The sequence below is a fragment of the Shewanella atlantica genome, assembly GCF_003966265.1.
Lineage (GTDB): Bacteria > Pseudomonadota > Gammaproteobacteria > Enterobacterales > Shewanellaceae > Shewanella > Shewanella atlantica.
In genome coordinates, this window is record NZ_RXNV01000006.1 from 1 (window position 1) to 11,731 (window position 11,731).

12 protein-coding genes are annotated in these 11,731 nt (G+C 47.6%); 7 read left to right on the forward strand and 5 right to left on the reverse strand.

The window, feature by feature from the left end:
* Positions 1-384: 384 nt before the first annotated feature.
* Together groL and EKG39_RS13905 are read right to left on the reverse strand one after the other, a co-directional pair.
* Positions 385-2,037 (reverse strand): chaperonin GroEL, encoded by a 1,653-nt coding sequence (groL, locus tag EKG39_RS13900; RefSeq protein ID WP_126506357.1) that lies wholly within the window; start codon positions 2,035-2,037, stop codon positions 385-387.
* Between the two features lie 100 nt (positions 2,038-2,137).
* Positions 2,138-2,428, reverse strand: a complete 291-nt coding sequence (locus EKG39_RS13905; RefSeq protein WP_012140990.1) for a co-chaperone GroES — start codon at positions 2,426-2,428, stop codon at positions 2,138-2,140.
* Positions 2,429-2,659: 231 nt separating this feature from the next.
* Here EKG39_RS13905 and EKG39_RS13910 point away from each other — a divergent pair, with 231 nt between their 5' ends.
* The 5 genes from EKG39_RS13910 (at position 2,660) to EKG39_RS13930 (ending at position 6,717) form a co-directional block, all read left to right on the forward strand.
* A complete protein-coding gene (locus tag EKG39_RS13910; protein WP_126506358.1) occupies positions 2,660-4,015 on the forward strand; it encodes an MATE family efflux transporter in 1,356 nt (451 codons plus the stop codon).
* A 233-nt stretch (positions 4,016-4,248) separates the two neighbouring features.
* On the forward strand, positions 4,249-4,905 hold the full coding sequence (locus tag EKG39_RS13915) for a Qnr family pentapeptide repeat protein (protein WP_126506359.1): 657 nt from the start codon (positions 4,249-4,251) through the stop codon (positions 4,903-4,905).
* Between the two features lie 240 nt (positions 4,906-5,145).
* Complete coding sequence (locus EKG39_RS13920) at positions 5,146-5,544, forward strand: c-type cytochrome domain-containing protein (RefSeq protein WP_126506360.1); 399 nt, start codon at positions 5,146-5,148, stop codon at positions 5,542-5,544.
* 209 nt (positions 5,545-5,753) lie between these two features.
* Positions 5,754-6,296 (forward strand): hypothetical protein, encoded by a 543-nt coding sequence (locus tag EKG39_RS13925; protein ID WP_185817608.1) that lies wholly within the window; start codon positions 5,754-5,756, stop codon positions 6,294-6,296.
* Between the two features lie 61 nt (positions 6,297-6,357).
* A complete protein-coding gene (locus EKG39_RS13930; RefSeq protein WP_126506361.1) occupies positions 6,358-6,717 on the forward strand; it encodes a hypothetical protein in 360 nt (119 codons plus the stop codon).
* 98 nt (positions 6,718-6,815) lie between these two features.
* On the opposite strand, the gene EKG39_RS13935 is transcribed toward EKG39_RS13930, so the two are convergent.
* Both EKG39_RS13935 and EKG39_RS23415 read right to left on the reverse strand, forming a co-directional pair.
* Entirely contained in the window at positions 6,816-7,106 is a 291-nt protein-coding gene (locus tag EKG39_RS13935) for a hypothetical protein (RefSeq protein WP_126506362.1), read from the reverse strand.
* An 894-nt stretch (positions 7,107-8,000) separates the two neighbouring features.
* Positions 8,001-8,168 (reverse strand): hypothetical protein, encoded by a 168-nt coding sequence (locus tag EKG39_RS23415; protein ID WP_185817609.1) that lies wholly within the window; start codon positions 8,166-8,168, stop codon positions 8,001-8,003.
* 230 nt (positions 8,169-8,398) lie between these two features.
* Here EKG39_RS23415 and EKG39_RS13940 point away from each other — a divergent pair, with 230 nt between their 5' ends.
* Positions 8,399-8,944: a helix-turn-helix domain-containing protein gene (locus EKG39_RS13940; protein ID WP_012140981.1), complete on the forward strand. Its 546-nt coding sequence runs from the start codon at positions 8,399-8,401 to the stop codon at positions 8,942-8,944.
* A gap of 426 nt (positions 8,945-9,370) precedes the next feature.
* Here the strand turns inward: EKG39_RS13940 and EKG39_RS13945 are convergent, their stop codons facing one another.
* Positions 9,371-10,318, reverse strand: coding sequence for a LysR family transcriptional regulator (locus tag EKG39_RS13945; protein WP_012140980.1), 948 nt, complete (start codon positions 10,316-10,318; stop codon positions 9,371-9,373).
* A 265-nt stretch (positions 10,319-10,583) separates the two neighbouring features.
* Here EKG39_RS13945 and EKG39_RS13950 point away from each other — a divergent pair, with 265 nt between their 5' ends.
* On the forward strand, positions 10,584-11,663 hold the full coding sequence (locus EKG39_RS13950) for an efflux RND transporter periplasmic adaptor subunit (RefSeq protein ID WP_126506363.1): 1,080 nt from the start codon (positions 10,584-10,586) through the stop codon (positions 11,661-11,663).
* Positions 11,664-11,731 lie beyond the last annotated feature (68 nt).

The following is an 11,731-nucleotide window of genomic DNA, read 5'->3' on the forward strand; positions in this document are numbered from 1 at the left end:
AGAGCATACAAGGATAAGAAGTTGAGGTTAGTAAAGGCGCATTGGCAAGCTGCGATACAGTCACTACTGGATTTAGTCAGGGATCCACAAGCATGCTATTAAATTCGTGGGGATCCCACAGGGTCAGAGTAAATTTAACTAAAAGCTAGATTCCGGCTAAGAGCATCGCCGGGATGACGGCAAAGAAAAAGCCCCGATATCGTTAGATATCGGGGCTTTACTATTCTTTTTCAAGAAGTTCGGTTCTAAGCTTTTGAGCTACAGACCAACATAACCATCTAACGCAGGAAAAATCGCTTTAGAGCAAGGCTTCTTGCCACGACGTTTAGCTTTCTTAAACGAGTGGCAAGGTAACGCCGCTATAAACGATTTTAACCAGTTAGATTACATCATGCCGCCCATACCGCCCATACCACCCATTCCGCCCATGCCACCCATATCAGGTGCACCAGCCGCTTCTTGTGGAACTTCACCAACCATAGCTTCGGTAGTGATCATAAGACCTGCGATAGACGCTGCGAACTGTAGCGCGCTACGGGTTACTTTAGTTGGATCAAGGATCCCCATCTCCAACATGTCACCGTAAGTGTCGTTACCCGCGTTGTAACCGTAGTTACCAGAGCCGTTCTTCACGTTGTTAGCAACAACTGAACCCTCTTCACCCGCGTTAGTCGCGATTTGACGAAGTGGTGCTTCCATAGCGCGTAGTGCGATAACCACACCGTGCTTCTGGTCTTCGTTGATAACGGAAACGTCACCAATCTTGCTGGCAACACGTACCAGAGCAACACCACCACCGGCAACCACACCCTCTTCAACAGCGGCGCGAGTCGCGTGTAGTGCATCTTCTACGCGAGCCTTCTTCTCTTTCATTTCAACTTCAGTCGCAGCACCGACCTTGATAACGGCTACGCCACCAGCAAGTTTAGCCATACGCTCTTGAAGCTTCTCTTTGTCGTAGTCTGACGTTGACTCTTCAGCCTGGATCTTGATCTGTGCAACACGTGCTGAGATCTGCTCCTGCTCACCGGTACCGTCGATGATAGTGGTGTCATCTTTAGTGATGATAACGCGCTTAGCCGTACCCAGATCTTCCAGGGTCGCTTTCTCAAGCTCTAGACCAATCTCTTCGGCGATAACAGTACCACCAGTCAGGATTGCGATATCTTGTAGCATAGCCTTGCGACGGTCACCGAAACCTGGCGCCTTAACGGCTGCAACTTTAACGATACCACGCATGTTGTTCACAACCAGTGTCGCTAATGCTTCACCTTCAACGTCTTCGGCAACGATAAGCAATGGCTTACCTGTTTTAGCCAGACCTTCAAGGATAGGTAGTAGTTCACGGATGTTAGACACTTTCTTGTCAACAAGCAGGATGAACGGGCTTTCCAGCTCAACACTGCCAGTCTCTGGCTTGTTGATGAAGTATGGAGATAGGTAACCGCGGTCGAACTGCATACCTTCAACGACGTCCAACTCGTTTTCAAGAGCCTGACCTTCTTCAACTGTGATCACACCCTCTTTACCGACTTTTTCCATCGCTGTTGCGATGATTTCACCGATAGTCTCGTCAGAGTTAGCCGAGATAGTACCAACCTGAGCGATAGCGTTAGTGTCTGCACACTCTTGAGAAAGTGTCTTTAGCTCGGCAACAGCAGCAACAACCGCCTTGTCGATACCGCGCTTAAGATCCATTGGGTTCATGCCAGCGGCAACGGCTTTAAGGCCTTCAGTAACGATAGACTGAGCAAGAACGGTAGCGGTAGTGGTACCGTCACCGGCAGCATCGTTGGCTTTAGAAGCAACTTCTTTAACCATCTGTGCGCCCATGTTTTCGAACTTGTCTTCAAGTTCGATCTCTTTGGCCACTGACACACCATCTTTAGTGATTAGTGGAGCACCGAAGCTCTTGTCCAGAACGACGTTACGACCCTTAGGGCCTAAGGTTACTCGAACTGCGTTTGCCAGTACGTTAACGCCTGCAAGCATTTTTACGCGTGCATCGTTACCAAATAATACTTCTTTAGCTGCCATCTTTTATTGTCCTTTAAATTCTTTTTAAATTACCTATGCGTTATCGTCATCTAAGCTCGAGCAACGCATCAGCATTGGAAAAATGTCTAAACGAAGTGATTTAGCTCACTACAGCCATTAGATCAGATTCTGAAAGGATCAGAACTTCTTCACCATCAATTTTTTCTTTCTTCACGCCGTAACCTTCGTTGAAGATAACGATGTCACCCACTTTTACGTCTAGTGGCTGTACAGAACCATTTTCAAGAATTCGGCCATTGCCTACTGCAAGAACTTCACCGCGTGATGACTGCTCGGCTGCACTACCTGTAAGTACGATGCCACCAGCTGACTTTGATTCAACTTCAGAACGCTTAACTATGACGCGGTCATGTAATGGACGAATATTCATCTATGGATGCTCCTAATGATTTTTTAGCCCAACAAAGGTTGGCATTTTTATTAAGTTCGACAATAATTTACGCATAAATTATTGTCGCTTGATGTTCGATATATGGGGGTCAAAGCGCCCAGATCCAAGGCCTTTACAAAAAAAATGTCATTTTTTTTAACTCCGGTTTATAAAAGCAGACTCAATCCTGATAGAATTGCCCTCCTTCTGTAGACTAGGCAAGACTTCCCCATGAAAGACAGACACGGGCTGCTTACACAGCCAATTGGTCGTGTACTGCTAAATATGAGCCTCCCAAACCTGATCGGTATCTTAACCGTTCTGGGGTTCAGCCTCGTCGACACTTTTTTTATCAGCCAGCTAGGCACAGAGTCTCTGGCTGCGATCAGTTTTACTTTCCCGGTAACCTTAGTGATATCCAGCATAGCCATAGGTATAGGTGCCGGAGTATCGACTAATCTGGGCCGGCTTATCGGCAGCGGACAGGCACCGAAAGCTAAGGTGTTTTTACATGACTCGCTGCTGCTGACCTTCTTTTTAACCGCATTTATCTCCCTGCTGGGTAGTCTGTGCATCGGCCCGCTGTTTACTCTGCTCGGTGCCAATCAATCCAGCTTGCCTTTGATCTATGATTACATGTTTATCTGGTATTTTGGGGCCCCTATCTTAGTGCTGCTCATGGTAGGGAATCAGGGGCTGCGTGCCACCGGCGATACCCACTCTCCGGCACAGATAATGATGCTGGCGGCTCTGATAAACCTGATATTAGATCCCTTATTGATTTTCGGAATAGGACCTTTCCCACGCTTAGAGATCCAAGGCGCAGCCATTGCCAGCGTGATCTCCTGGGTCGTGGCCCTGTCGCTGTCGAGTTACCTCTTGATATTCAAGCGCCATCTGGTGGAGTTCGCAGCGCTTAATCTGAGCAGACTCAGATGTAACTGGAAGCAGTTGGCTCATATCGCTCAGCCTGCCGCCTTGATGAACCTGTTAAATCCACTGGCTAATGCCATGATCATGGCCATGTTGGCGCGTATCGATCATGGTGCGGTTGCCGCCTTCGGTGCAGGTACAAGACTCGAGTCGGTACTCTTGATCGTCGTGATGGCACTCTCCTCCAGCCTGGTGCCCTTTATCGCACAGAATCTTGGAGCCGGACAGACCGAGCGCGCACGTCAGGCGCTGCTGTTATCGCTACGCTTTGTGCTGGTATTTCAAACCTTGCTGTATCTGCCCTTATGGTTTTTTGCCGAGCCTATCGCACATATTTTCAGTAGTGACCCTCAAGTCATCGAGTGGTTAACCTTCTATATCTTAATGCTGCCGGCCGCCTACGGTCCGCTCGGTATCGTGATTCTGATGGCGACCTCACTCAACGCCTATCACAGGCCCATGTGCTCGCTGGTACTCAATGTGTGTCGGCTATTTTTGATCATGTTGCCGTTAGCCGCATTGGGCTCCTATTTAGGTGGGGTAAAAGGCCTGCTATTGGCATTGCCGATAACGAACACCGTCATGGGTATCGCCTGCTATATTCTGGCTACTAAGGTATCTGAACCCGAAAAGAGCCCTCAGCACTCTGAGTAGAGCCCCCAACCGAAGTAAGCACTAACGATTCGTGCCCTCAGCACGAGCCTTCAGCAACTTGTAGAAATAAGAAGCAAAGAGCCATCAGCGGCTTTTATAGAGAGCTTTCAGCGCAGAGCCCTCAGCGACTTTTGGAAACAAAGAGCCCTCAGCGGCATTAATAGAGAGCCCTCAGCGAATTGTAAAGGGTAAAATAGAGAGCCTTCAGCAGCTTTTAACGAATAAGGAAGATCATGCAGGCTACAAACCAAACTTTCATCGACAGCAATTTCAGTGAAGACGATCTGCAGGATGCCATATTCGAACGTTGCGAGTTTTACCGCTGTGACTTCAGCCGCGCCGATCTCAGTGATGCCAGCTTCATCAACTGTAAGTTTATCGAGCAGGGCGAAACCCAGGCTTGCCGTTTCAACTACGCCACCTTAACCAATGCCAGCTTCAAACACTGCAACCTGAGCATGGCAATTTTCACCGGCGCCAAATGCTTCGGCATCGAGCTTAGAGAGTGCAATCTGCAAGGCGCCGACTTCGCTCGGGCCAGCTTTGCCAATCACATAACCCATAAGACCTTCTTCTGCTCTGCGTTTATCACCGCCTGTAATCTGGCCTATGCCAACCTGGAGAGTGCCTTACTGGAAAAGTGTGAGCTGATGGACAATCGCTGGCATGGCGCCACCCTTATCGGAGCATCGATGAAGGGCTCAGATCTCAGTGGCGGCGAGTTCTCGTCATCCCAATGGGGCACCTTCGAACTTGAGGGCTGTAACCTATGTAGGGTAGAGCTGGAGGGGCTGGATCCCCGTAATGTCAAACTTGAGGGAGTCATGATAAACCAATGGCAGCAGGAACAACTGCTAAGCCCCTTAGGCCTTATCGTCACGCCGGATTAGCCTTGAGGGGCGAGGAAGCCAGGAATCGAGAAACGAGGAGTGGCTAGCTCCTAATCCCTCGGGATCTCGAACCTTCTCCGTAACCTTCTCTTGCCACTGAGTTTCTCATTCCAGCTGTATATTAGGGACAATTGTTAAACCGGAAAGATAATCCAGATATCGCCAACTATACTGATAGATAGAGTTCATCACAGTGCTGTAGTGATTGTAACTGATTTGGTATGAGTACAGGAGGCGAAAATGTCCATTAAGAAAGGCTGTATCCTATCCGCACTTATCCTGCCGGCGCTGCTAACCGGTTGCGAACGCCCCGTCAGCTTTGAGAGTGACGTCATGCCGATACTTCAGGCCTCATGTGTCAGCTGCCACTCAGGTTCCGGTGAGGGCATACAGCTGACCGAGTTGAATCTTACCAGCTATGGACAGGTCATGCAGGGCACAAAGCTGGGAGAGATCGTCGTACCGGGAAGCGCCGCCTCCAGCACACTTTATCTGGTAATAGACCATAAGGTGGACACTAAGATTCAGATGCCCCCTCACCATGATGATAAATTCCCTCAGGGAGAGGGGAAACCACTGAGTACAGAGCAGATAGCGGCAATCAAGCGCTGGATCGACGAAGGCGCGAAGAATAACTAGTCATCTATCGCCAGCTCATCAATTTAGTACCTACAGGTTTATGTGTTCATCACTTAACTGTTTTACTCTCTTTGACCTTTCAGTGGCCACATTCACGCTATGTTAGTGGCCACTATCTTCTTGCTATGATGCTTGTCAGCGGCACGATGGCTGAGTTACATTATTTCTCTGTATGTAATTATCCCCCCCCACTATAGAGGACCCGACGAATGATGAGAGCCTCAGCCAAAACTGCCGCCGCTTTTATATTGTCCTTCGCCTGCTTGCTGCCGTTACAGGCGTTTGCCGGCATATCAATTACCTCCTATCTGTCGGCGCAAGAACCTGTCTTCTCAACACCTAAGACGGTCTCAAAAGAGGCTGAGCTCTTAAGCGAAGAGCTCTTAAGCGAAGAGCTCTTAAGCGAAGAGCTCTTAAGCGAAGAGCTCTTAAGCGAAGAGCTCTTAAGTGAAGAGTATAAGATTGGCGTCATGGTTAAGGCACTGTCCCGGGCTATCGCCTCACCAGATGCGCCGGATTCGCTACAAATCATTACCCGATACGGCACCGATTCGCGATATTATGTGATGATTCGAGGCTGGTTAGTTCAGGAGCTATCGGGGGTGCAGAGTCAGCTCGACGCCACCAAGGACCATAAAACCAAGGGCCATAAAACCAATGACCATAAAACCAAAGACGATAGTGCCAAGACAGCACTGATTGAAAGAGTCTCATTTTTAACAAAGGCTATTCGCCGCATCGATCTGGAATGATTTACCTTTAGATATCACGTCAAAAGTTAAGATTTTTACGTCTAAAGCTAAGAGAATAAACATGAACAAAGCTATTAAGGCCGCCCTTATCTCGGCCTTTGTCTGCCCCGGCGGCGGTCACTTTTACCTGAAGCAATACACTACTGGCACACTGATCTCAGTCGCTATGCTTGGTGGATTGCTATATCTGCTCAATCAGGCCGTAGAGAGGGCGCATCAGATATCGGATAAGATATTGAGCGGTGAACTCCCACTGGATCTTAACGTCATCTATCCGCTGATAACGCAAGCGCCCGCCCCTTCGCAGGCGAGTATGATAAACATAGCCACTTGTGTGTTTTTCATCGCCTGGTTCATAGGAGTAGTAGACTCCTATCGGGTGGGTCGTGGCATGGATAAAAAAGCAGTCAGAAATTCATGATCTCTGACTGCTTCATCTTTGTAGGCTCATCGCTCTCTGGTTACATCAAGACTATCTATTAACTATTAGCGACTAACCATTAGCAGTTAGCCTTCCTTTCAGAATGCTGCAGTTTTAGAGAAGTCGTGCTGTGTCGATGGCTTAGGTTTAGTCTCAACAGCGGACCGGTTTTTAGAAAAATCATATTGGCTTGTCGCAGCCAAAGTTTTAGAGAAGTCATGTTGCGACGATCCGCGTTGCAATTGATTGCCTGTCGCAGGCTTATTTTGAGAGAAATCATAACTTGCCTTGGCCGCATTCGTCTTCGAGAAGTCGGGCTTCTCGGCGAAAGCAGACGCGGAAGCAAACACGAGTAGGGCAGATAAGGTCACGCTGGTTAACATCTTCATATAGAACTCCAATCTTTTTGACCACAAATGATTAACATACAGCTTAAATTAAATTACATCATCAGTGAACAAATGAATCAAATATTATGCAAATTGATACATACCTGTATGATAATCAGGTATAGACGTAGAGGAAACTGCTCACTTTTTAGCTAATAAAAACAGCAGCTAACCTCAGAATCAGGTTGGAGTTAAGCTATTGGAGGACGATAAACAGGTGAGGAGTCTGTCGTTTGGGCAGACCAGAGCGCCACACTATTTTGCGGGCTCCTGCCGGGTCGGTACTTTGTTAATGAAGGCTCGATAAATATACCGGTTAAAGACACACAGTGGCTAACACAGTGACCGCTCGCCAACATGGTACATGCCTCTGCACATTTAAACCCACTAAAGTCAGCCAAGCTTTGATTAGAACCGCTTGAATCAGAAGTGCTTTGATTTGATCCGCTTGAAATAGCGGAGCTGAGATAGATGGAGCTTGGTTGAAGAGAACCTGAAGTTAAGGACGTTGAATTGTCTAAGGTATCTGAAGAGCTAAGTATCACCTTCTCCCCGGTAGTATCAATTGTATGTAACAGGTCATGCATAGCCAAAGCCGGAGAGATAAAATTCTGCCCAACTAAGGTTATCAATAGCAGTACTTGCACGATACGTTGAATCACAAGCGAACACTCAGGCCTTTCAATTAAATTTAGCTACATAATATTTATCGACATATCTCTAGACCCGCAATAGCGTGATTAGTTGCAGCAGTGACGATTTTTATCTCCCTGATTAATATCCAAGTGCATCACTCACTAAATAGTTCTTCAGACATAAAAAAACGCCTTACTCCACGAGTAAGGCGTTTATAAATTTCAACTTGCCGAATAGACTTCGGCAGAGAGAATCAACTTACAGATCGCAAGTCTTCTCTTCAAGAATTAGGTTCGCTTCAACGGCATCGATCGCTTTTTGATCGTGATCGTTAGCAGGGCAACCACAAGCGTGCTCACTTGTTGCGTGAAGACGAGCCTGTTCGATGTGCCACTGTGCTACTTTCAAATGCTGATCTACGTTCATTTTATAACTCCGGAAAAATGATGATATATGAATTCTGGCGCTAAAATATCATCGCCAGATGGAGAGATACAAGCCCTGCCGGGGGTAAAATGCTAAATTATCAGAAATATGTTTTAATATTAGAATTCCGTTCGAGATGATGTTGATATCTTAGCTATAAGCCATGAGGAGCGAGCTTAAAACTTAAAACTTAAAACTTAAAACTTAAAATCTGAACACAAGGAATCACCATGGCCAACCCCATCAACGAAGGTATCAAGCGCCTGCGTGCCCAGCATAAGCTGACTCAAATAGAGCTGGCCGAGATGGCCGGGATCCCCCGAGCGACTCTTGCCAATATGGAGGGGGCTAACAGCAATCCCAGTATCAGCGTCGTGATGAAGGTCGCTCAGGCACTTGGAGTCACGGTCGACGACCTGATCACCCGCAGACAATCTGTGCATGTCACTAAGGTCGAAAGAAAGGATATGCCGGTATCTCATCAACACGACGGCAAGTTTATCAGTACCCGCACCAGCCCCATCAGCACCCAAAACCTGCAGATCAATGATGTGATCATGATGCCCGGCTGCAACACCAAAGGTGTGCCCCATCCCGAAGGCAGCCATGAACTATTTCTCTGTCTGGAGGGCACTGCCACTTTAGAGGTTCAGGGAGAGATGTTCGAGATTGAGGCGGGAAATCTCACCTATTTTAAGGGTCACCTTCCCCACCAGTACGGCAACGCCAGTTTAAAACCAGTTCATGCCGTTGTTGTCGTATTTATGCAGAAGTAAGTGGCTCAAACCTGTTCATGACATAATCGTGTTATTTATGCTGAAGTAAGTGGCTCAAACCTGTGCATGACATAATCGTGTTATTTATGCTGAAGTAAGTGGCTCAAACCTGTGCATGACATAGTCGTGTTATTTATGCAGAAGTAAGTGGCTCAAACCTGTGCATGACATAGTCGTGTTATTTATGCAGAAGTAAGTGGCTCAAACCTGTGCATGACATAATAGTGTTATTTATGCAGAAGTAAGTGGCTCAAACCTGTGCATGACATAATCGTGTTATTTATGCTGAAGTAAGTGGCTCAAACCTGTGCATGACATAATCGTGTTATTTATGCTGAAGTAAGTGGCTCAAACCTGTGCATGACATAGTCGTGTTATTTATGCAGAAGTAAGCGCCTGGAGTAACCTTGAGTTATAAACATATATTTATCCATGCCAAGACTTGATTGCCCCCCGCAATCTCTCTTCTCTGCCGCAGCCTCTGCCTGAGTTACAACGCTCAAGCGCGGCCATCATATGGTCGATAAATCGCTGACTCGCTAAGCTGATAAAACGTCTGGAGGGATACACCAGGTAGCACTTGCCGATATAGGGCTCTACATCCTCAAACAGCATAGTCAGCTCACCCCGCTCAACATACTCATGAGTCGCCTCTATGGGCAGGAAGGCGATCCCGCGGCCACTTAAGGTCGCTTGTAAACAAAGCTCAATGCTATTGAGGCACAAATTGCCTTTCACCGCTATGGTCCTATCATTACCGAACGGAACTTCATTGAAGATCCGACCATTAGGGTAGCGAAACAGGATTGAGTTGTGGTTCGAAAGTTCTTCCGGAAGGACTGGCGTGCCAGCCTTTGCCAGATACTCAGGGCTGGCGACAAAATGCAGCACTTCACTGAGCATCTCCCTTGCCACCATCTCATTTTCGTTAAATGCGTCCTCAACCATAAAGGCCAGATCGATTTTGTTACGGATCATATCCTGAGGCTCGGTACTGACAATCAGCTCGACGGTTAGATCCGGGTTGTGATCCATAAACTCAAAGATACCAGTAACGATATCCTGTAACTGAGGTACCGGGAAAATGAGGATACGCAGGTGACCTCCAATCTCGGCCTCTGTATCGGTGAGTTCCACCATGGTCTGTTCAAGATCACCGAGAATTGACTGGGTCTTATCGTAGAAGTGACTTCCCGAAGCCGTTAGCGTCATGGAGCGACTCTGACGATGAAATAACTTCACCTTCAGATCATCCTCTAGCGTTTGCAGGCGACGACTCACGGTCGACTTGGGAAGATTCAGCAGATCTGCCGCGTCCACCAGGCTGCCTGTTTCTACGATGCGGTGAAACAGGGAAATATCTTCAGTTTTCATAACTCACTCTCACATTCATATTCACACTCAATGTCACTGTCACACATTCAGTCACTCATTGGCTGCAGGCATAACCACTATCCCGATCAGATAGTCCAAATTGATAACCCGGAACGATCATGCACATGGTTAGGTTTTACAATCAAGAATAGATAGTTTCAATTTATGGAACTGATGATTCCATACATTCCCATTTTCTTCAATATTAGATACTGCTATCTTAGCGGCAATTGATACACTCTGTCGCAAATATGGAACTCGCTTTATGAAGCATCTACAAAAAACACTCATCACTCTAATGACCACAGCAATACTTGCCGGCTGCAGCGCAGAGTCTACCGAGGTTGCCCCGCAACCGATAAGACCGGTGAAGTTGTTGGAAGTCACAGATGTTAATGCCGCTTCTATCCGGGATTTTCCGGCAAAAATAGCCGCCACTAAACAGGCCGATCTTGCCTTCAGAGTATCTGGTCAACTGATTGACTTCACTCTGGTAGAGGGCCAGCAAGTCAAGAAAGGCACAACCTTAGCGCGTCTGGATGACAGAGATGCCCGCAACACCTTGCTTAACCGCGAAGCCGATCATGAACTGGCGACTGCCGACTATAAGCGTAAGGGCGAGCTTCTGCGTCGCGAACTGATCTCTCAGGCCGATTATGATCTGGCCAAGGCTCAGCTAAAGTCTGCCACAGCGGCCCTTGCCAATGCCCGTGACCAATTAAGCTACACCCGATTAACAGCCCCCTATGATGGCACCGTCGCTAAGATCACTATGGATAATTTCCAGATGGTTCAGGCAAACCAGCCGGTTTTAGTGTTACAAAAAGATCGTAATATCGATGTGGTCATTCAGGTACCTGAGTCTATGGCGGGCCGCGCCATTAAATTTAACCCAAACGCCGAGTTTCAGCCTGAGGTGCGTTTCAGTACCCAGCCCGATTTAAGCTACAAGGTAAGCCTGAAGGAACACGCGACCCAGGTCACTCCTGGCACTCAGAGCTATGAAGTGGTGTATACCCTTCCAAGACCCACACAGATTAACGTACTTCCGGGTATGAGTGCGGAGCTGACATTAGACCTCTCATCAGGCAATGAACTAAGCAAAACTGTCGTTCCTGCAAGTGCGGTAATGAAGCGCGATCTCGATGGTGAGAATATCGTCTGGATCTACCATGACGATACCGGCAAGGTGATGCCTCAAATCGTCACCTTAGGCCGTGTGACAACAGATGGGGTCGAAATTCTACAAGGATTATCCTTAGGCGATCAATTCGTTGTCGCTGGCGTGCAATACCTGTCGGCCGAACAAACCGTGAAACCACTCCGCTGGCAACGTGGGGTGTAATAGCTCCCGGTATTGCCTCTATCCTCTCAAAATTTAATTAATCGCTTTCGCCTGCAAGGATTTAACCT

Bases quoted from the DNA above. Each gene is read 5' to 3' on its own strand.
- groL (WP_126506357.1), bottom strand. From the start codon at position 2,037: ATGGCAGCTAAAGAAGTATTATTTGGTAACGATGCACGCGTAAAAATG.
- EKG39_RS13905 (WP_012140990.1), bottom strand. From the start codon at position 2,428: ATGAATATTCGTCCATTACATGACCGCGTCATAGTTAAGCGTTCTGAA.
- EKG39_RS13910 (WP_126506358.1), top strand. From the start codon at position 2,660: ATGAAAGACAGACACGGGCTGCTTACACAGCCAATTGGTCGTGTACTG.
- EKG39_RS13915 (WP_126506359.1), top strand. From the start codon at position 4,249: ATGCAGGCTACAAACCAAACTTTCATCGACAGCAATTTCAGTGAAGAC.
- EKG39_RS13920 (WP_126506360.1), top strand. From the start codon at position 5,146: ATGTCCATTAAGAAAGGCTGTATCCTATCCGCACTTATCCTGCCGGCG.
- EKG39_RS13925 (WP_185817608.1), top strand. From the start codon at position 5,754: ATGATGAGAGCCTCAGCCAAAACTGCCGCCGCTTTTATATTGTCCTTC.
- EKG39_RS13930 (WP_126506361.1), top strand. From the start codon at position 6,358: ATGAACAAAGCTATTAAGGCCGCCCTTATCTCGGCCTTTGTCTGCCCC.
- EKG39_RS13935 (WP_126506362.1), bottom strand. From the start codon at position 7,106: ATGAAGATGTTAACCAGCGTGACCTTATCTGCCCTACTCGTGTTTGCT.
- EKG39_RS23415 (WP_185817609.1), bottom strand. From the start codon at position 8,168: ATGAACGTAGATCAGCATTTGAAAGTAGCACAGTGGCACATCGAACAG.
- EKG39_RS13940 (WP_012140981.1), top strand. From the start codon at position 8,399: ATGGCCAACCCCATCAACGAAGGTATCAAGCGCCTGCGTGCCCAGCAT.
- EKG39_RS13945 (WP_012140980.1), bottom strand. From the start codon at position 10,318: ATGAAAACTGAAGATATTTCCCTGTTTCACCGCATCGTAGAAACAGGC.
- EKG39_RS13950 (WP_126506363.1), top strand. From the start codon at position 10,584: ATGAAGCATCTACAAAAAACACTCATCACTCTAATGACCACAGCAATA.